This is a genomic window from Micromonospora sp. CNZ299 (assembly GCF_002754415.1).
Genome location: NZ_PEFG01000001.1, coordinates 2,693,869 through 2,713,827, shown reverse-complemented (window position 1 = coordinate 2,713,827; position 19,959 = coordinate 2,693,869). Strand labels below are relative to the sequence as shown.

The window sequence follows — 19,959 nt, the reverse complement described above, 5'->3', positions numbered from 1 at the left end:
AGATCGCCCCTACCGTCGGCTCCGGAGGTTCGTTCGTATGCCTGCATCGACACGACACCACAGAGCCCTCGCAGTGTTCGTACACTGCCTCGGCATCCTCGCCGCCGTGCCGGCCCTGCCGTCGGCGGCCCCGGAGGCGGCGGCCACGCCACGACCACCGGCCGCCACGCCACAACCAGCGACCGCGACGCCACAGTCGTCGGCTGCGGCGCCGCCAGTCGCCGCGACGCCACGACCGGGCGCCGCGCGGCCACCCGCGGAGACCGCCGGGCCGACCGTCACGCAGCCGCCGGTCGCGGTGGTCGCGTGGCTGACCGAGCCCACCCCGCCCTCGGCGCCACCGGCGGTGGCACCACCCTCCCGGGCCCCGGCGTCGGCGCCCCCGCAACAGGTCACGGTGGCGGTCGCGCCGGAGAGCAGCCCGGCACCGAGGTACCGGATCCAGGTGCGCAACGTGGGCAACGCGCCGGTGGACACCACTGTGCGTCAGGAGCTGCCGGCCGGCTCGTCGCCGACCGCGATCAGCGCCGGCGGCCGGTCCACCAGCGCCGGCGGGTCCAGCACGGAGGTGACCTGGCGGTTGCGGCTGCCGGCGCACAGCAGCACCACGCTGGGCACCGCGCTCGCCGCGACCGCGCCGGGCCAGCCGCTGACCGCGCCGGCCTGCGCGTTCACCAGTGACGGCAGCCGGCCGTACGACTGCGCGACGGCCACCTGGAAGGCGGCGGGAGCACCGGCGGCCGAGGTCACCGAGGCGCCGCCCTGGCGGCGGTACCCGGTGCTGCTCGCCGGCCTGGCGGTCCTGCTGCTGGTCAGCGCCGCGCTGCTGTGGGTGTGGCGACGTCGGCGCGGGCGTCGGGTGACGGCTGCCGCACTGGCCACCAGCGGCGGGCCGGAGGGTGATCGCGGGACGATCTATCCGCGTCCGGCAGCCCCGAGGCCGGCGAATCGTCGGCGTACCCCGCCGGTCTGGTTGTTGGTGGGTGCCGCCGTCGTGGTGCTGGCCGGTGTCGTCGGCACCGCCGGCTGGACGGCGACCCGGCAGGTCTCGCAGATCGACACGCAGAAGCAGCCGACCAGCGGCGCGTGGATGGGTAGCGGTGTGACCGGACCGGTGGGTGTGCCGCTGCGTGAGTCGGCGTTCGAGTTCACCGTGTACCGGATGTCGTGTGGTGCGCCCGGCTCTGCCGCGAAGACCGACGGCGGTGGTGCGGCACCGGCCAACGGTCGACGCTGCCAGGCCACCGTGGGTGTGCGCAACGTCACCGGGGACCAGCAGCCCTGGCACGGTCAGCTGCAACGGGCGTACCTGCCCGGCGGGCGCTGGGTGAGCACCGACGAGCCGGCCACCCGGGCGGCCAACCTGGGTCGGGACATCTTCGCCGACCCGATGGCTGCCGGCACCCGGATGGTGCTCCCGCTGGTCTTCACCGTCGACGGGCGGGACCCGCCCCAGCAGCTGGAGCTGCGCAGCGGGGTGTTCTCCGCCGGCGTCCGGGTGCACATGCCCTGACCGGTGTGCGGGCGGCGGTCGTACCCTGGGGTGCGTGACCGCCGCCCTCGCCCCCGCCGTGCTCGACGTGGCGCAGTGGCAGGCCCGCCGACGGGCCCACGAGGAGCGCTTGGACGTCTGGCTGACGCCGCACCTGGCCCGCCGACGGCGTGGTGAGCGGCATCCGGTGGCCGACTTCCTGTTCACCTACTACTCGCACCGCCCGGCCCAGCTACGTCGCTGGCACCCGGGGGCCGGGGTCGAGCTGCGCGACGCCGACCCGGCCGAGTTCGGCCGGGACTACCGTGCCACCACGGCCGGGGTCACCCTCGACACCGATGCGGTACGCGCGCGGCGCGGCGAGTCGATCACCTGGATCCGCTCCCTGCTGGCGGCCACCGCCGGGCGGGCCCCGCACTTCGGCTGCTTCGGGATGCACGAGTGGGCGATGGTCTACCGGCAGACCCGTGAGGAGCTGCGGCACAACGCCTGGCCGCTGCGGCTGACCCCGGAGCGGACCGCCGCGGTCGTCGAGGAGCGCGGCGTGCGGTGCAGCCACTTCGACGCGTTCCGGTTCTTCACGCCGCCGGCTCGACAGTTGAACCTGCTCACCCCGACCCGGGAGACGCAGCACGCACTCGAACAGCCGGGCTGCCTGCACGCCAACATGGATCTCTACAAGTGGGCGTACAAGCTGTCCCCGCTGGTCACCTCGGAACTGGTGGCCGACACGTTCGAGCTGGCCCGGGAGATCCGCACGCTGGACATGCGGGCCAGCCCGTACGACCTGGCGGCGCTGGGCTGTCCGCCGGTGCGGGTGGAGACGCCGGAGGGTCGGGCGGAGTACGCGGTGGCGCAACGTGGGTTCGCCGACCGGGCCGCCGTGCTGCGCGACCGGTTGCTCGCCGCCGTCCCGGCCTGAGCCGGTCGACCGGTCAGTCGTCGTCGGCGCGGCGGTCGCGTTTGCGCTGGGACTGGCGCTTCTTCTCAGCCAGCCGGCGTTCCTTGGCCCCCCGCGACGGGCGGGTCGCTCGCCGGGCCGGCGGTGGGGGTGCGGCGGCCTCCCGCAGCAGGGCGGTCATCCGTTCGCGGGCCGCCTCCCGGTTGGCCAGTTGGGCCCGGTGCTCACTGGCGGCGATCGTCAGCACCCCGTCGACCAGGCGGTTGGCCAGCCGGGCCAGGGCCCGCGACCGCAGCCACTCGGGCACGGCCGGCGAGTTGGCCAGGTCGTAGCTCAGCTCGACCCGGGAGTCCGCGGTGTTCACTCCCTGCCCACCCGGCCCGGACGAGCGGGAGAAGCGCTCCCGCAGCTCCCCGGCGGGGACGACCCACCGGTCGGTCACCCGCAGTCCGTCGTCCACGCCCCGAGGCTAACCCGCGACGACCCGCCGGGGGTCATCGGTGCGGACGCTCACTCTGCGGCGGGGACTGGCTGGGCGTCGGCCCGGCGGTTTCCTCGTCGGCGCCGACCGCCGCGTACGCCACCGCGCCGAAGAGCAGCAGCGCGATCACCGCGGCCTTCACGACGAGCCCACGGACGAGTGTCCAGGCGCCTCGACGGGCGCCCGGCACCGATTTCTTGACGGTCTGGTAATCGTTCCACCCGCGTCGTGCCCGGGCGTACGCCGACCCCACTGCACATCCAATGACCAGGCCCACCAGCAGGAGGACCGCAAGAAGGGGACTCTCCACCTCCGCCAGTATCCATACCGACCGTAATATTTCCATGGCCCGATGCTGTCCCGCCGGATATCTGACAGTGGCCGCGCTGCCGCCGCCCGCCGCGAGGCCGTCCGGGCAGCTCAGCCACCCTTGCCGATGATCGTGTCGGCGGTCTGCTGCACCTGGTCGATCGGGATGGCGAAGCCGATGCCGATCGATCCGTTTCCGTCGATGGTGGCGATGGCGGTGTTCACCCCGACCACCTCCCCGCGGGCGTTGACGAGGGGCCCACCGGAGTTGCCAGGGTTGATGGAGGCGTCGGTCTGCACCGCGGTGTGCCGGTTGTTGCCCAGCCGCACCTCGCGGTCCAACGCGCTGACGATGCCTGCGGTGACCGTCCCGGCCAGGCCGAGCGGCGAACCGACGGCTAGGACCGGCTCACCGACCCGGGTCGCTCCCGGCTTGGCCAGGGGCAACGGGGTGAGCCCGGCCGATGCCGGCACCTTCAGCACGGCCAGGTCGCTGCGCGGCTCCCGTCCGACCACCTCGGCGGCGAACCGGCGGCCGTCGGGCAGCTCCACTGTCACCGGCCCACCGCCCCCCTTGGCCAGGATGTGGTCGTTGGTGATGAGGTGCTGCTGGTCGTCGACGGCGAAGCCCGAACCGGTCGCGGACCCGCTGGTCGTGGACCCGCCGGTCGCGCCGCCGCCGGCCAGCACCGACACCACCCCGGGTACGGTCCGCTCCGCCGCCGTGACCAGCTCGGCCGGCACCGGGGCGGCGGACGCCGCTGCCGGACCCCCAGCCCCGTCCCGGCTGGCCACCACGCCACCGGCGAGAGCACCGGAGACCGCGGAGACCGCCACCACGGCCAGCACGGCGAGCAGCCGCCCAGGCTGTCGCCCGCCCGGTTCCCGCTCGGGTGGGTCCCACCACCCGCGCCCGTCCGGGTCGAGTTCCGGCGAGATGAACCAGGGACCGCGCGGTTCGCCCAGTCCGGTCTGCACTGCCATGCGTACTCCTCACGGTCGACGTCGGTCGTGCGCGGCGATCAGGGCAGCCGGGAGAACCAGCGCATCGAGCCGGCGGCGGCACCCATCGCGAACACCAGTCCGAGGCCGATGAACCGGGCCGAGACGTCCTGCCGCTCGGTGCGGTATCCGACCGAGCTGCCGATGTCGTCGTAGACGGCTCGCAGCTCGTCGGTGGTGCTGGCCTCGTGGAACATGCCGCCGGTCTCCTCGGCGACCGCCTTGAGCGTCTGCCCGTCGACAGGCACCTGGATGGGCCGTCCGCCACGGTCCACGAATCCGGACGGTGTGCCGAACGAGATGGCGTGCACCGGCACCTCGGCCGTCACCGCTTCCGCCGCCGATTCCATCGGGTCCATCCCGGAGGTGTTGGCGCCGTCGGAGAGCAGGATGATCCGGGCCGGCGGCGTCTCCTTCGCGGCCTCGCTGTCCAGGCTCTTGACCGCGCCGAGCGAGGTGTTGATGGCCTCGCCGATCGCGGTGCCCTGCACCCCGGTGATTCCTTCGGCGAGCCGGTCGATCCCCTCGTCGAGGGCACCCCGGTCGGTGCCGGGCGGCACCAGCACGGCGGCGCTGCCCGCGAAGGCGACGAGCCCCACGTTGAACTCGTCGGGCAGGCCCTCGACGAAGCGCCGGGCCGCCTGCTTCGCGGCGGTCAACCGGTCCGGTTCCACGTCGGTGGCGAGCATCGACGTGGACACGTCCACCGCCACCATCACCGTGGCGCGTTCCCGGGGCACCCGGACCTCGGCGCTGGGTCGGGCGAACCCCACCACGAGCAGCGCCAGCATGGCCAGGAAGAGCCCGGCCGGCACGTGCCGGCGCCAGGCGGGCCGCTCGGGGGCAACCCGGTCCAGCAACCGCAGGTTGGTGAAGCGGACCGCGTAGCGGCTGCGTCGGCGCTGCACGACCAGATACGCGACGACCAGGGCGAGCACGCCGAGCAGCAGCCAGAGTCGCAGTGGCGACTGCCAGATCACGCGACACCTCCCCGTCGGTGGCCGGCCGGCGCGGCGGCCAGCCGACGTTGGGCGTGGACGTGCCGGACGATGTCCGCGCTCCAGTCCCCGTCGGTGCGCAACGGCAGGTGGGTGACCCCGCTGCGGCGCAAGGCCTGGCGGACCTGATCGCGTTGGGCGGCGGCGGCCTCGGCGTACCGCTCCCGCAACCGACGGTCCGATGTGCACACCTCACGGCAACGCCCGGTCTCCGGGTCCATCAGCGTGATCAGGCCGACGTCCGGCAACTCCAGCTCACGCGGGTCGGTCACCTCGATCGCCAGCACCTGGTGCCGGGCGGTCAGCCGGCGCAGCGTCCGTTCCCAGGGCGCCTGCCTGTCGGGGTCGTCGGGCAGCCCGTCGAGGAAGTCGGACACCACCACGACCAGTCCCCGCCGGTTGGCGATCCGGTGCAGCGCGTCGAGCCCGTCGGCCAGATCCGGCGGGCGGGGTTGTCCCCCGGCCTCCGACCCGGGCGCGGCGGCACGAGGGGCGGCGAGCAGCGCGCGGAGCAGAGCAAGCAGATGGGTACGTCCGGCGCGGGCGGGGAAGCGGCGTACCCCGTCCGCGCGCAGCACCTGGGCGCCGAGGCGGTTGCCGACGCCCGCGGTCAGGAACCCGACCGCCGCGACGGCGGCCACCGCCAACTCCCGCTTGTCCAGCTCGGCGGTGCCGAACTCCATGCTGGCGCTGCCGTCGACCAACAGCCAGGTGGTCAGCTCACGGTCGGCGTCGACCTGCCGGACGTGCGGTACGGCGGTACGGGCCGTCACCGCCCAGTCCATCCGGCGTACCTCGTCCTCGCCCGGCCGGTACTCGCGGCTGCCGGCTGGTTCACTGCCCGGTCCGGGCAGCAGGCCGCGGTACTGGCCGTGCAGCAGGCCGTTCAGTCGGCGCGTGACGGTCAGCTCCAGGCGGCGCAACCGCTGGTCGGGGGCCAGCTCGGCCAGGCCGGGGTCTGCCGGCGCGGCGGCGGGTGCCACCTGCACGCGTCTCATGCCGCCGCCAGATCCGGCGTCTGCTGTGGGCTGGCCAGCCGAGGCGGTGGCACCGCCTCGACCAGTCGGCGCACCACACTCTCGGCCGACACCCCGTCGGCCACCGCGTCGAAGGAGAGCACCAGCCGGTGGGCGAGGACGTCGACGGCGAGTTCACGGACGTCCTCGGGCAGCACGTACTCCCGTCCCCGCAGCAGGGCCTGCGCCCGGGCGGCCGCGACCAGGCCCAGGGTGGCCCGCGGACTGGCCCCGTACGCCAGCAGTGGTGCGATCTCCGGCAGCCCGAACCGGCCCGGGTCCCGGGTGGCGAGGATCAGCCGCACCACGTACTCGGCAAGCGCGTGGTGGACGAAGACCCTCTCGGCGTGGATCTGGAGGTCCCGCAGCCGTTGGGCGTCGAGCACCCGCCGTGGGCTCGGCCGGTCGGTGCTCATCCGGTAGAGGATGGCCAGTTCGTCGGCGTCGCTGGGGTAGTCGACAACCACCTTCATCAGGAACCGGTCGCGCTGCGCCTCCGGGAGCTGGTAGACCCCCTCCGACTCGATCGGGTTCTGGGTTGCCAGCACCAGGAAGGGCTCCGGGACCGGCCAGCTCCGCCCGCCGATCGAGACCTGCCGTTCGGCCATCGCCTCCAGCAGCGCCGACTGGACCTTCGCCGGGGCACGGTTGATCTCGTCGGCCAGCACCAGGTTGGCCATGATCGGGCCGAGCTCGATGTCGAAGGTCTCCTTGGAGGCCCGGTAGATCCGGGTGCCGACGATGTCGGAGGGGACCAGGTCCGGAGTGAACTGGATCCGCGAGAAGCTGCCGCCGACCACTGTGGCGAGGGTCTGGGCGGCCAGTGTCTTGGCCACGCCGGGCACCCCCTCCAGGAGACAGTGCCCGTTGGCGACCAGTGCGGTGAGCAGGCGTTCGACGAGGCGATCCTGCCCGACGATCACGCGTTTGACCTCGAAGAGGGTCTGTTCCAGCTCGGCGCCCGTCGGCTCGGGATCGACCGAGCTGGGCATGCTGGCCAGGGTGTCCGAGATGTCCGTCACGGTGCTTGCTTCCCGGGCACGTGCCCGGCAAACGTCGGATTGTGCGGGCCGGACCAGCCCGGGGTGGCCCGAACGGGGATGAGCCGCGCGAACGGGTGAAGACCGGCACGAGGCACTCGGCGACGGCCGATCGACTCGGGATCACGGAAACCGGACCCTGCGGGAGACCGAGTGGAGCAGAGCCGGAGTCGGGCTGCCCGATCTGGGACGGCCGGGCCTCGCCGCGGACACGGTCCGGCCCCCGCGCACGAGGCGCAGGGGCCGGACGTCGGTCGATCAGGGGAGGTGGACGACCAGGTGGAAGCCCAGGTCGGTCGGGGTGCCGGCCGAGTTGCGGGTCTGCACGAAGACCCCGTTGGGCGTGCTGAGCCGGGGCGCGACCGAGATCTCGCCGGCCGGCGGGATGCAGCAGGCGTCAGCCCGGCCGACGGTGGCCACGAAGACGCCCGACGTGACGGTGTAACCGAACTGGACCTCGTACTGGCCGACGCCGTACTTGATGACGGTGCCGACACCGCGTGCCTTGGTGCCGTTGGAGTTGACGACGACGACGCTGGTGCTGGCGGCCAGCGTGGTGGCCGCACCAGACTTCAGCGCGGCCTTTGCCATCCGGGCCGACTCGGCGGTGACCGGCGGCTGGGAGTTCGTGCCGCGGGCCGCCGGCTGGACAGCCTCCTGCGGTGCCTTCGCCGACGGCTGGGCGATAGCGATGCCCCCACCAGCCAGGCTGAGCCCCAGGACGGCGAACGTGACCGCTGCCGCCTTACGTCGGAAAGATGTGCTCATGACAGGTCCCCCTTGTGTGACCGTGCGAATTCGGCCGACCCGCGGGGCGGGACGGATGACTGCCCTCAAATAGGCGACACGACGACGGCAGGGCGGGGGCAAGTTGTTTCTCCTGCACCCAGTGAGGTTGATTTCTCAACGACCTCTAACCCGTCTGAGCTGGGATTACTACTCAGAGTTGCGTCGTTTAGGCCAGATGGAACGTAGCACCGGAAAAAGCCGGGAGTCAATAGTTGATCTCACTTTGTCGAGCTGTCAATCAGCCGTCAGATAATTGTGAAAGATGAGCGCGTCACCATTCACGAAATTGCTTCGGTCTTCTGAACTAGGATCAGCGCCATGATCGTCGACGCTCCGTCAAAGCCCACTCCCACGCCGGGGTGGCACCGAAGCGCTCGGCTCCGCACAGCGGTCTGCTGGCTGTTGGTCGCCCCGACAGCCCTCTGGGCCGCCCTCCGACTGATCGGCCTGGACCGGGGGCCGCTGGTGCAGGCGCTCGCCTTCACGCCGTACGTCGCGGGCTTCAGCGTGCTGCCCCTGGCCCTCGCCCTCGCCCTGCGGCGCTGGTGGCCGGCGGCCCTCGCGGCAGTGGCGGCGGTGGCACTGCTCGGTGCCGTGGCACCCCGGGCGTTGGCCTCCGCGCAGCCGACGGTGGCCGGGCCGACCGTCCGCCTGCTCACCGCCAACCTGCTCGTCGGCGCCGGCGACGCGCGGACCCTGGTCGAGCTGGTCCGGCGCCACGAGGTGGATGTGCTCACCGTGCAGGAGTTCACCCCGGACGCGCAGGCGGCCCTGGAACGGTTCGGCCTCGACGGGCTGCTGCCGCACCGGCAGCTCAACCCGGAGATCGGCACACCCGGCTCCGGGCTCTACTCGCGGTGGCCGCTCACCGACGTCGGCCTGCGGCGCAACCTCGGCGGCTGGGGCTTCACCCAGGCGTACGGCACGATAGCCATCCCCGACGCGCCCCCGGTCCGCGTGGAGTCGGCCCACCCCTCGGCGCCGTACGCGGTGGACCAGGTGGGCGCCTGGCGTGCCGACCTGAAGGGTCAACCACCGGCCACCCCGGACGACGGCCTGCAGATCCTCGCCGGCGACTTCAACGCCACCCTCGACCACAGCCCTCTGCGGGCCCTGCTGAGCACCGGTTACGTCGACGCCGCCGACGCCACCGGAATGGGCCTGACCGGCACCTGGGGCCCGTACGACGGGGACCTCATCCCACCGGTCACCATCGACCACGTGCTCGTCGACCGGCGCATCGCGGTCCGGTCGGTGAAGGTGCTCGCCCTACCCGGCAGCGACCACCGCCCCGTCCTAGCCACCGTCACCCTCCCAACCCGGTAACCCCCAGCGCTGCCCCACGTGCAGCGCTGGGGTGGGGGGTTAGACCGTGGTGGGGGCCAGGCCGTAGGTGAGGGCGTCGACCAGGGCGTGCCAGCTCGCTTCGACAACGTTGGGGTGCACACCGACAGTGGTCCAGTCCCGGCCAGTGCCGTTGGCGGTTTCCAGCAGCACCCGGGTCACCGCGCCGGTGCCGTGGCTGCCCTCCAGGATGCGCACCTTGTAGTCGGCCAGCTCGAAGTCGCGCAGCTGCGGGTAGTGCCGGGCCAACCCCACCCGCAGCGCCTCGTCGAGCGCGTTTACCGGGCCGTTGCCCTCGGCGGTGGCGATCACCCGCTCACCGCGTACCCGGATCTTGACGGTCGCCTCGGAGACCACCGCGCCGTCCTCGCGGTGCTCGACCAGCACCCGGTACGACTCCAGAGTGAACGGTCGGGCCGGGCTGCCCTCCGGCAACTCGGAGCGGACCAGCAACTCGAAGGAAGCGTCCGCGGCCTCGAAGGACCAGCCACCCGCCTCCAGTTCCTTGACCCGATTGGTGACCCGGGTCAGCGCCTCCGGACTGCCGGCCAGGTCCAGGCCGAGCTCACGACTCTTGAGCTCGACGCTGGCCCGGCCGGCCATCTCGGTGATCAGGATCCGCATGTCGTTGCCCACCACCGACGGGTCCACGTGGTTGTAGAGCAGCGGGTCGACCTTGATCGCACTCGCGTGCAGCCCCGCCTTGTGAGCGAAGGCAGCAGCCCCGGCGTACGCCTGGTGGGTGTCGGGGGCGATGTTGGCGATCTCGGCGATGGCGTGCGAGACCCGCACCATCTGTGCCAGGCAGCCCTCCGGTAGGACGGGCATGCCCAGCTTGAGTTGGAGGTTGGCGACGACCGCGAAGATGTCGGCGTTGCCGGGGCGTTCGCCGTACCCGTTGGCGGTGCCCTGGACGTGGCGGACACCCGCCTCCACGGCGGCGATCGTGTTGGCCACCGCGCAGGAGGTGTCGTTCTGGGCGTGCATGCCGAGCAGCGCGGCGTCGACCCCCAGCCTGCCGGTCAGGTCAGCGATCACGGCGGTCACCTGGGACGGCAGCATGCCGCCGTTGGTGTCGCAGAGCACCATCCGCTCGGCGCCGGCGGCCAGCGCGGTCTGCACCACCGCCGCGCCGTACGCGGGATCGTGCCGGTAGCCGTCGAAGAAGTGCTCACCGTCGACGAAGACCCGTCGGCCCTCGCGGACGAGGTGGCTGACAGTGTCGTTGATCATCGCCAGGTTCTCCGCGCCGGTGGTGCGCAACGCTCGCTCGACGTGCCGGCTGTCGGCCTTGGCGACCAGCGCCACCGCCGGCGTCTGCGCGTCCAGCAGGGCACGGACCTGGGGGTCGTCGGCGACCGCGACACCGGCCTTGCGGGTGGCGCCGAACGCGACCAGGACGGCGTGCCGCAGGTCCAGTTCGGTGCGCGCCCGGCGGAAGAACTCGGTGTCCTTGGGCACCGCGCCCGGCCAACCGCCCTCGATGAAGCCGACTCCGAACTCGTCGAGCAGCCGGGCCACGGCCAGCTTGTCGACCACCGAGTAGGTGAGCCCTTCGCGTTGGGCGCCGTCGCGCAACGTCGTGTCGAAGACCTGGAACGTCATCAGGATCCTTTCTCGGAGCAACAAAAAGACCTCCCGCGGATGCGGGAGGTCTGCGCGCTCGGCGGAGGGGGCCGGCGCGCTAGGTCGCAATAATCAGGGCGGTGCTGGTCACGATGGCCACTCTGCCACTCCGCCCGTGGTTTTGGGAGGAACAATCCATATAGCGGGACGGTGTATCCAGCGCCGACCTGCGCACGTACGCCCCGACGAGCCGCCGCCGCACCGGGCGGCTCGGCCTCCCGCCGCGCCGCGGCCTCGGCCTCCCGCCGTTTCCGGCCCCCGGCGGACGGGTAGCTCCTGCGGGGACGCACCCACCTACGCCGAGACGATCGGCGACAGTCAGGAGTGAACGGCATGGACAGGATCGATCCCCACGCCACCCACGCCGGGCCGGACCCGCTGCGCGGTGGCGACCAGGGCACGGTGCCCGGCGGCGCGCCGGCCGGCACTTTCGACCCCTGGCGCTACCGGGACCAGGCCGGGGTGGCCGACGCCGACCTGGTCGGCTACAAGGTCGAGGCCACCGACGGTGGAATCGGCAAGATCGACAGCGCCAGCCACGAGGTGGACGGCAGCTACCTGGTCGTGGACACCGGCCCCTGGATCTTCGGTAAGAAGGTGATGCTGCCGGCCGGCACCGTCAACCAGGTCGACCACGACCAGCGCACCGTCTCCGTCGACCGGACCCGCGACCAGATCAAGGCCGCCCCGGAGTACGACGAGACCAGCCACAGCGACCCGAGCTACCGGGATCAGCTGGGCGGCTACTACGACGAGACGTACGGTGCGCTTCCGCCCGGCACGGCACGCTGACGGTTCGGCCCCGGCGGCCGGTGGGGCACGGACCCACCGGCCGTTACCGTGAGGGCGTGGACGCCATCGACGACAGCCGACAGATCCCGCTCTCCGCCACCTTCAACTTCCGCGACGCCGGCGGCTACCTCGGGCACGGTGGCCGACCCGTACGCCGTGGTCGGCTCTACCGCTCCGACTCGCTGCACCGCCTCACCGAACAGGACCGGGACGCGTTCGTCGCGATCGGCATCCGCACGGTCATCGACCTGCGCCGCCCGACCGAGGTGGAGCGGGACGGCCGGGTGCCGGCATACCAGGGGCTGACCTACCGGCACATCCACCCGGAGCACGACGACTGGGCGGGCGTGCCGCACGAGGAGGGCGCGAGCCTGGCCCGGTACCTCGCGGACCGGTACGCCGCCCTGGCCCAGACCGGCACCGCCGGGCTCGCCGAGGCCGTCGGTCTGATCGCCGACTCCGCCAACGCCCCGGTGGTGGTGCACTGCGTCGCCGGCAAGGACCGCACCGGCATCGTCTGCGCGCTGACCCTCGCCGTGCTCGGCGTCGACGATGCGGACATCACCGCGGACTACGCGCTCAGCAGCGAGGCGTCGGCCCGGTACAGCGCGTGGCTGGCCTCCATCAACCCGGACGGCGGGGACCTGCCGGCGCCGTTCCTGGCCTCACCCGCCGAGGCGATGCAGATCTTCCTGGACGAGCTGCGCGAGGGGCACGGTTCGGTCGAGGCGTACCTGCGGCACGCCGGCGTGACCGACGAGCAGCTCGCCGCCCTCCGCGACCACCTGCTCGCCGAGCCCACCGAGGCGTAGACCGCCGAGGTTCCGGACGCCTGTACCGGTCCGACTGCGCCGGCCCGTCCCTCTGGACGGGCCGGCGCAGCGACGGATGTCAGAAGACCCGCTGCACCCATCCGTGCGGGTCGGCGGCATCGCCACGCTGGATCTCGACCAGCTGCTGACGCAGAGCCATGGTGACCCGGCCGGGCTCGCCGCCACCGATCAGGAACTCGCCGTCCGGGAAGCGGACCCCACCGATCGGGGTGACCACCGCGGCGGTGCCGCAGGCGAACACCTCCTTCAGGCGTCCGCTGGCGGCGTCGGCCTGCCAGTCGGCGAAGCTGACCGGCCGCTCCTCGACCTGGTGCCCGGCCGCCCCGGCCAGCGCGAGAATGGCATCGCGGGTGATGCCCGGCAGGATCGTGCCGGTCAACGGTGGGGTCACCACCGTGCCGTCGTCGTAGACGAAGAAGACGTTCATGCCTCCCAGTTCGTCGACGAACCGGCGCTCCACCGCGTCCAGGAAGACGACCTGGTCGCAGCCGGCCTCGATGGCCTCGGCCTGGGCCGCCAGCGACGCGGCGTAGTTGCCGCCGCACTTGGCCGCGCCGGTGCCGCCGGGCGCGGCCCGGGTGTAGTCCGGGGAAACCCAGACGGTGACCGGCTTGACGCCACCGGTGAAGTACGCGCCGACCGGTGAGGCGATCACCATGTAGAGGTACTCGTTGGCCGGGCGGACGCCGAGGAAGACCTCGCTGGCGAACATGAACGGCCGCAGGTAGAGGCTGCCGTGCTCGTCGGTGGGGATCCACTCCCGGTCGATCTCGATGAGCTTGTGCAGCGAGTCGACGAACACCTCGGGCGGCAGCACCGGCATCGCCATCCGCTGCGCCGACGTGGCGAAGCGTGCGGCGTTGGCGTCCGGTCGGAACATCGTCACGCCACCGTCGGCCGTCCGGTACGCCTTCAACCCCTCGAAGATCTCCTGCGCGTAGTGCAGCACCGCACTGGCCGGGTCCATCGGGATCGGGGCCCGAGCCTCGACCCGGGCGTCGTACCAGCCCTTGCCGTCGGCGTAACGGACCGTGACCATGTGATCGGTGAAGACGCGGCCGAACCCGGGGTTGGCCAGCAGGGCGGCCCGGTCGGCGGCCGATACCGGTGCGGGATTCGGACGGATCTCGAAGTCGAGCTTGTCACCACCGCTCATCGCGCTGACCTCCCTGCGGGACAACGGCATGCGGAATCGCACACCGACTTGGCTGTGCCAGAAACTTACCCCGAACGGTCGTTCAGCGGGTAGCGCCGCTCGGGCGAGACAGAGCGGCCCGGCCGGGCCGAGGCCGGGCCGGTCGCTGGTGGGGTCGGGTCGGTCAGGCTACGGCGTGGGCGGCGAGCCGGTCGCCTACCTCTTCGGTACGCAGCGTCACGCCCGGAGCGCGGCTGGCCAGCTCGACGGCGACCGACGCGTTGACCCGGGCCGCGGCCTCGGCGTGCCCGAGCTGCTCCAGCAGCAACGCGGCGGAGAGCACCGCGGCGACCGGGTCGGCGATGCCCTGCCCGGCGATGTCCGGCGCCGAGCCGTGTACCGGCTCGAACATCGAGGGGTACGTCCCCTCGGGGTTGATGCAGCCACTGGCGGCCAACCCGATCCCGCCGGTGACGGCGGCGGCGATGTCGGTGAGGATGTCGCCGAAGAGGTTGTCGGTGACCACGACGTCGTAGCGCTGGGGTTGGGTGACCAGGAACATGGCCGCCGCGTCGACGTGCTGGTATTCGGTGGCGATGTCCGGGTGCTCGGCGGCGACCACGTCGAAGGTGCGCGACCAGAGCGACCCGGCGTGGGTGAGCACGTTGGTCTTGTGCACCAGGGTGACCTTGCGCCGCTCGCGGCGGCCGGCGCGGGCGAAAGCGTCGCGGATGACCCGCTCCACGCCGTGCCGGGTGTTCAGGCTCTCCTCGGTGGCGACCTCAGCGGGGGTGTCCCGGTGCAGCGAACCACCGGCCCCGGCGTAGAGACCCTCGGTGCCCTCGCGCACCACCACCAGGTCGACCTCGCCCGGCTTGACGTTGCCGAGCGGGCCGGCGACCCCGGGCCAGAGCCGGGACGGGCGCAGGTTGACGTACTGGTCGAAGGCGAACCGGAGCTTGAGCAGCAGCCCTCGCTCGAGCACACCCGGCGGAACCGTCGGGTCACCGACCGCGCCGAGCAGGATCGCGTCGTGCCCGGCCAGCTCGGTCAGCACGGAGTCGGGCAGCACCTCTCCGGTACGGTGCCAGCGGGCGGCGCCGAGGTCGTACTCGGTGGCCTGCACGCCGGGCAGCACCGCGTCGAGCACCTTGCGGGCCTGCGCGACCACCTCGGGCCCGATACCGTCCCCGGCAACCACAGCGATCCGCGCCACGACCGCACTCCTCTGCTCAACGGTTCTCCTCCGGGGCAACGGTACGTGGGTGTCCCGCCTCCCGGTACGCGCCTTCCAATATTCGGGACGCGCGGATGCACAGCACCCTCTCAGCTGAGACTCATGGGGCGGTCATGTCCGCTGCATACCGTGGTGGTCAGCGGGTCACGGGGGCCTGCCGACCATCGGCGACGCGACGACGCGACGCCAAGCGCGAGGGGGTAGATGCGATGCGCATCGACGAGCAGCCGCGGACCCGCTGGCCGGACCCGGCCGCATTCCGCACCCGCCGGCCGGACCTCCGACTCGGCAGCCGTCGACACCGCATCGACCCAACCTCCGCCACCGATGGCCGGATCGCGGTGCAGCACACCGTTCGCACCGCGACCGCCGAATACACCCTCCTGCTCAACGCCCCCGCGTGGCTCGGCCGGCGCGGCGTCGGCGAGGCACTGAGGGACAGCGTGGCGGAGCTGCGCGCCATCGACCTCACCTACGGTCCCAACCGGCCGGAGAGCCTGGTCTCCCGCCTGCGCAGGGGCGAGATCAGCCCCGACTCGTACCCGCCACTCGCCGACCTGGTGGACCGCTGCACGGCCATGCGCGCCGCCACCGACGGGTGGTTCGACGCCTGGGCGGTGCCCGGCGGCTTCGACCCGGGTGGTCTGCTCGGCGGCTGGGCTGTCGAACGCGCCGCCGAGCGGCTTCGCGCCGCCGGCATCCACGACTACGCCGTCCTCACCGGTGCCGACCTCGTCGTTCGCGGCCACGCGCCGCACGGTAGGCCCTGGCGGGTCGCGGTGCACCACCCCACCGCACCCGAGCGCGCCCCGCTGGTGTTGGAGATGACCGCCGGAGCGGTCGGCACGTCCGGGGTGACCGGGCGGCAGGGGCACGTGGTGGACCCGCACACCGGTGAGCCGGCCGACCAGCTCGTCGCCGCCACCGTCGTGGGCCCAGACCTCGCCATCGCCGACGCGTACGCCACAGCGCTCTACGCGGCCGGCCCCACCGGCCTGTCGTGGTTCCGTGGTAACTCCGACTATCGCGCGCTGTTCGCACACCGACGCTGAGAAGAACGTCGTCGCAACGAGCCCGTCTCCCCGCGGCGCTCGGGCCCGACTCGCACCTCGGCCGCTTACAGGCGGCCGGACGGGCCGATGCGATCGGCCCCCACGGTCTCGGCAACGACCGTGGGGGCCGGTCAGCGACGAGTGCGCGTGGCTCGCACAATCGAGGGGTGCGGACCGGTCGGGCCGGACGTCGACCGCGCCACCCGAAGACGGGCCGGCGCCTCGAACTCGGCCAGTGACCGCAGACGTACGCTAGCGAATCGACGCAACTCGACGCAAGAGTCTCCACAGCGGACCGTCGTGACCGGAGACTGCGGTATCCGGTGGTTGACCCGGCCGCGAGGCAGTTTCGACATGGTGAACGACGGATGGCACGCTGTCCGCCGTGAGTTTCGATCTGAGCGTGTGGGCCCTGGAGCACGGGGCGACGCCCGAGGACGTACGGACAGCGGTCGACGGTTGCCGACAGGGGCGACACGTGGACCGTTACCCCGACCCGAGGGTGGTCAGCTTCTACCGCGCCATCACCGCCTCCTATCCGGACCGCCACCCCGGCCCGAACAGCCCGTGGGCGGTGGCGCCACTGCACGCCGCACACGATCACGTCGAGTTGAACCTGCACCCGACCTGCGCGGACCAGGTGCTGCTGGACATCGAACGGCTGGCCGGCGAGCACGGGCTGATGCTCTTCGACCCGCAGGACGGCTCGGTCTACCCGCCCCCGGCCCGACTACCCGGCTGACCTGGCCGGCGGCTCGGACGGGAAATGACGAGGGGCCCGGCGAATCGCCAGGCCCCCCACAGTGTTTGTCGTCTACTACTCGTCGCGCAGGTCCGCGGCGCTGGCCGACGTGGCACCGATCGAGTCGGCGGCAGAGGTCAGCAGGTCCGCGCCGAGCGCCTGGTCGACGGTCAGCGTCATCAGCGTCTCACCGCCCGCCTCGCGCCGAGCCACCTGCATGGCGGCGATGTTGATGCCGGACTCGCCGAGCAGGGTGCCGACGGTGCCGACGACGCCGGGCCGGTCGGCGTAGCGCAGGAAGAGCAGGATGCCCTCCGCGCCGATCTCCACGTCGAACCCGTCCACCTCGGTCAGCTTGAGGACGTCCCGGGCACCGGAGTGGGTGACAGTGCCGGAGACGCTGACCGTACGACCATCCGGCAGCGCGCCACGCACAGTCACCAACGTGGGCTGCTCGGCCGTCTCGGCAAGGGTCGCCAGGGTGACCTCGACGCCACGCTCGGCCGCCAGGTACGGGGCGTTGACGTAGGTGACCTGCTCCTCGACCACCGAGCTGAACAGGCCCTTGGTGGCGGCGAGCTTGAGCACCGACACGTCGTGGCTGACGATCTCGCCACGCACCTCGACCGTGACGCTGGCGGCAACCCCACCGGCGACAGCGGTGAACGCCCGACCCAGCTTCTCCGCCAGCGGCAGCAGCGGCCGGACGTCCTCGGCGACCACGCCGCCGGCCTGCACGTTCACCGCGTCCGGGACGAACTCGCCCTGCAACGCCAGCTTGACGCTCCTGGCCACGGCGAGACCCGCCTTGTCCTGCGCCTCGTGGGTGGAGGCGCCCAGGTGCGGGGTTGCCACCACGTTGTCGAAGGCGAACAGCGGCGACGAGGTGCACGGCTCCTTGCTGTACACGTCGACACCGGCGCCGGCGACCCGCCCTTCGGCGATCGCGTTCGCGAGCGCCTGCTCGTCGACCAGCCCGCCACGGGCGGCGTTGACGATGCGAACGCCGGGCTTGACGATCGCCAGCTCCTTCTCACCGATCAGCCCCACCGTCTCCGGCGTCTTGGGCAGGTGGATGGAGATGAAGTCGCTCTCCCGCAGCAGCTCCTCCAGACCGACCAGACGTACGCCGAGCTGCGCCGCGCGGGCCGGCTGGATGTACGGGTCGTACGCGATCAGCCGGGTGCCGAACGCGGCGATGCGCTGCGCGAAGAGCACCCCGATGCGACCGAGCCCCACCACGCCGACGGTCTTGCCCTGCACCTCGACGCCTGTGTACTTCGACCGCTTCCACTCCCCCGCCTTGAGCGCGGAGCTGGCGCTCGCGGTGTTACGCGCGACGGCCAGCAGCAGTGCGACGGCCTGCTCGGCGGCGGAGACGATGTTGGAGGTGGGCGCGTTGACGACCATGACGCCCCGGGCGGTGGCGGCCGGCACCTCGACGTTGTCCAGCCCGACGCCGGCCCGGGCGACCACCTTGAGTCGCGGCGCGGCGGCGACCGCCTCGGCGTCGATCTGGGTCGCGCTGCGCACGATCACGGCGTCGGCCTCGGAGAGCGCCGCGAGCAGGGCCGGACGGTCGGTGCCGTCGACGTGACGGACGTCGAAGTCGTGGGCGAGCACCTCGATGGCGGCGGGGGCGAGTTCTTCGGCGATCAGTACGACAGGATTCATCGGTCCTCGTAGAGGTCGTGTTTGCGATCGGCCCGGGCGGCGGGGCGCCGCACTGCACCCTGCGCTGATCCGTGCCGTGGCCGTCAGGTGCCGGCTGCTGCACCTACCCGCGATCGTAGGTGCCTTGCTGCCCAGCATGTTCCGGTCTTCGGGGTGAGGGCCCTCACACGCCCGGTCGGGCGACGGACATCGACCGTTCACCGGGTCGAAACGGTCCCGGAAACAAGACGCCCCACCCACACCGGGTGCCCCCGGGGCCCCGCACCCCCGCGCACGCTGGCGCCATGACCCGCGCAACATCGGGGAAACTGCTGCCTCGAAGCAGCCAGAGGGCGCAATATCCCTGATGTTGCGCGGATCACGGAGGGCATCGAGCGCGTTGAGGGGCGGGGCGGCGCATGGTCCGACGGCCCCGGGCGACGCTGGGGAGAGCGCCGGCCGGGGCCGTCGGTGTCGCAGGATGCGTCAGGCGGTCTCGGTGATCGGGCGGTCGACCCAGCTCATCATGCCGCGCAGCTTCTTGCCGGTCTCCTCGATCGGGTGCGCCGCACCCTCGGCCTGCCACTTGGTGAAGTTGGGCCGGCCGGCCTCGTCCTCGGCGACCCACTCGCGGGCGAACTCGCCGGACTGGATCTCGCCCAGGATCTTGCGCATCTCGTCCTTGACCCGGGAGTCGATGATGCGCGAGCCGCGGGAGAGGTCGCCGTACTCGGCGGTGTCGGAGATGCTGTAGCGCATCTTCGCGATGCCGCCCTCGTACATGAGGTCGACGATCAGCTTCAGCTCGTGCAGGCACTCGAAGTAGGCGACCTCCGGGGCGTAACCCGCCTCGGTGAGCACCTCGAAGCCGGTCTGCACCAGTGCGGAGGCACCGCCGCAGAGCACCGCCTGCTCGCCGAAGAGGTCGGTCTCGGTCTCCTCGGTGAAGGTGGTCTTGATCGCGCCGGCGCGGGTGCCACCGATGCCCTTGGCGTACGCGAGGGCGAGGGCGAACGCGTTGCCGCTGGCGTCCTGCTCGACGGCGACGAGGCAGGGCACGCCCTTGCCGTCGGCGTACTGGCGGCGCACCAGGTGGCCGGGGCCCTTCGGCGCGACCATGGCCACGTCCACCTCGGCCGGGGGCGTGATCAGGCCGTACCGGATGTTGAAGCCGTGGCCGAAGAAGATGGCCTTGCCCGGGGCGAGGTTCGGGGCGATCGACTCCGAGTAGATGGAACGCTGGGCGGTGTCCGGTGCGAGCACCATGATCACGTCAGCCTCGGCGGAGGCCTGCGCCGGCGTGAGGACCCGGAAGCCCTGCTCCTCGGCCTTGGGACGGCTCTTCGAGCCTTCCGGCAGACCGATCACCACGTCGACGCCCGAGTCACGCAGCGACAGCGCGTGGGCGTGACCCTGGCTGCCGTAGCCGATCACCGCGACCTTCCTGGCCTGGATCAGGCCGAGGTCGGCATCGTCGTCGTAGAACACCTCAACGCTCATGAGAACTTCCCTTTCGT

The 19,959-nt window shown here is 72.1% G+C and carries 19 protein-coding genes; 7 read left to right on the top strand and 12 right to left on the bottom strand.

All coding sequences use genetic code 11. The features are described from left to right. Positions 1-37: 37 nt before the first annotated feature. Together CLT68_RS12930 and CLT68_RS12925 are read left to right on the top strand one after the other, a co-directional pair. Positions 38-1,513, top strand: coding sequence for a hypothetical protein (locus CLT68_RS12930; RefSeq protein ID WP_099851129.1), 1,476 nt, complete (start codon positions 38-40; stop codon positions 1,511-1,513). 34 nt (positions 1,514-1,547) lie between these two features. Beyond that, a complete protein-coding gene (locus CLT68_RS12925) occupies positions 1,548-2,414 on the top strand; it encodes a 3-methyladenine DNA glycosylase (protein WP_099851128.1) in 867 nt (288 codons plus the stop codon). Positions 2,415-2,427: 13 nt separating this feature from the next. Here CLT68_RS12925 and arfB read toward each other — a convergent pair whose 3' ends face one another. From arfB to CLT68_RS12890, 7 genes are all read right to left on the bottom strand, one after another. After that, positions 2,428-2,853: an alternative ribosome rescue aminoacyl-tRNA hydrolase ArfB gene (gene arfB, locus CLT68_RS12920; protein WP_099851126.1), complete on the bottom strand. Its 426-nt coding sequence runs from the start codon at positions 2,851-2,853 to the stop codon at positions 2,428-2,430. A gap of 34 nt (positions 2,854-2,887) precedes the next feature. After that, positions 2,888-3,184, bottom strand: coding sequence for a hypothetical protein (locus CLT68_RS12915; protein ID WP_088946566.1), 297 nt, complete (start codon positions 3,182-3,184; stop codon positions 2,888-2,890). Positions 3,185-3,294: 110 nt separating this feature from the next. Continuing rightward, entirely contained in the window at positions 3,295-4,167 is an 873-nt protein-coding gene (locus CLT68_RS12910) for a S1C family serine protease (RefSeq protein ID WP_088946565.1), read from the bottom strand. Between the two features lie 38 nt (positions 4,168-4,205). Beyond that, positions 4,206-5,165, bottom strand: coding sequence for a VWA domain-containing protein (locus tag CLT68_RS12905; RefSeq protein WP_099851124.1), 960 nt, complete (start codon positions 5,163-5,165; stop codon positions 4,206-4,208). Continuing rightward, positions 5,162-6,181, bottom strand: coding sequence for a DUF58 domain-containing protein (locus tag CLT68_RS12900; RefSeq protein WP_099851122.1), 1,020 nt, complete (start codon positions 6,179-6,181; stop codon positions 5,162-5,164). Before CLT68_RS12900 ends, CLT68_RS12905 begins: the two co-directional genes overlap by 4 nt. Beyond that, positions 6,178-7,221 (bottom strand): AAA family ATPase, encoded by a 1,044-nt coding sequence (locus CLT68_RS12895; protein ID WP_099851120.1) that lies wholly within the window; start codon positions 7,219-7,221, stop codon positions 6,178-6,180. The genes CLT68_RS12900 and CLT68_RS12895 overlap by 4 nt, the downstream gene beginning before the upstream one ends. A 276-nt stretch (positions 7,222-7,497) precedes the next feature. Beyond that, positions 7,498-8,007 (bottom strand): hypothetical protein, encoded by a 510-nt coding sequence (locus CLT68_RS12890; protein ID WP_099851118.1) that lies wholly within the window; start codon positions 8,005-8,007, stop codon positions 7,498-7,500. A 339-nt stretch (positions 8,008-8,346) separates the two neighbouring features. Between CLT68_RS12890 and CLT68_RS12885 the strand changes: the two genes are divergently transcribed. Beyond that, positions 8,347-9,354 (top strand): endonuclease/exonuclease/phosphatase family protein, encoded by a 1,008-nt coding sequence (locus CLT68_RS12885; RefSeq protein ID WP_099851116.1) that lies wholly within the window; start codon positions 8,347-8,349, stop codon positions 9,352-9,354. Positions 9,355-9,393: 39 nt separating this feature from the next. Here CLT68_RS12885 and cimA read toward each other — a convergent pair whose 3' ends face one another. Continuing rightward, positions 9,394-10,977: a citramalate synthase gene (cimA, locus tag CLT68_RS12880; RefSeq protein WP_099851113.1), complete on the bottom strand. Its 1,584-nt coding sequence runs from the start codon at positions 10,975-10,977 to the stop codon at positions 9,394-9,396. A 354-nt stretch (positions 10,978-11,331) separates the two neighbouring features. Between cimA and CLT68_RS12875 the strand changes: the two genes are divergently transcribed. Both CLT68_RS12875 and CLT68_RS12870 read left to right on the top strand, forming a co-directional pair. After that, positions 11,332-11,790: a hypothetical protein gene (locus CLT68_RS12875; protein WP_088951510.1), complete on the top strand. Its 459-nt coding sequence runs from the start codon at positions 11,332-11,334 to the stop codon at positions 11,788-11,790. Between the two features lie 56 nt (positions 11,791-11,846). Next, a complete protein-coding gene (locus tag CLT68_RS12870; protein WP_486482156.1) occupies positions 11,847-12,602 on the top strand; it encodes a tyrosine-protein phosphatase in 756 nt (251 codons plus the stop codon). 79 nt (positions 12,603-12,681) lie between these two features. On the opposite strand, the gene CLT68_RS12865 is transcribed toward CLT68_RS12870, so the two are convergent. Together CLT68_RS12865 and CLT68_RS12860 are read right to left on the bottom strand one after the other, a co-directional pair. Further along, a complete protein-coding gene (locus tag CLT68_RS12865; protein ID WP_099851107.1) occupies positions 12,682-13,779 on the bottom strand; it encodes a branched-chain amino acid aminotransferase in 1,098 nt (365 codons plus the stop codon). A 163-nt stretch (positions 13,780-13,942) separates the two neighbouring features. Further along, positions 13,943-14,974: a 3-isopropylmalate dehydrogenase gene (locus CLT68_RS12860; protein ID WP_099851104.1), complete on the bottom strand. Its 1,032-nt coding sequence runs from the start codon at positions 14,972-14,974 to the stop codon at positions 13,943-13,945. Positions 14,975-15,204: 230 nt separating this feature from the next. Here CLT68_RS12860 and CLT68_RS12855 point away from each other — a divergent pair, with 230 nt between their 5' ends. Further along, the gene (locus CLT68_RS12855; RefSeq protein ID WP_099851102.1) at positions 15,205-16,047 is read left to right on the top strand and encodes an FAD:protein FMN transferase; all 843 of its coding nucleotides are present in this window, start codon (positions 15,205-15,207) and stop codon (positions 16,045-16,047) included. Positions 16,048-16,432: 385 nt separating this feature from the next. Further along, the gene (locus CLT68_RS12850; protein ID WP_088946552.1) at positions 16,433-16,789 is read left to right on the top strand and encodes a hypothetical protein; all 357 of its coding nucleotides are present in this window, start codon (positions 16,433-16,435) and stop codon (positions 16,787-16,789) included. Between the two features lie 75 nt (positions 16,790-16,864). Here the strand turns inward: CLT68_RS12850 and serA are convergent, their stop codons facing one another. After that, entirely contained in the window at positions 16,865-18,463 is a 1,599-nt protein-coding gene (gene serA, locus CLT68_RS12845; RefSeq protein WP_099851100.1) for a phosphoglycerate dehydrogenase, read from the bottom strand. Positions 18,464-18,928: 465 nt separating this feature from the next. After that, positions 18,929-19,942, bottom strand: a complete 1,014-nt coding sequence (gene ilvC, locus CLT68_RS12840) for a ketol-acid reductoisomerase (protein ID WP_088946550.1) — start codon at positions 19,940-19,942, stop codon at positions 18,929-18,931. Positions 19,943-19,959: the final 17 nt, after the last annotated feature.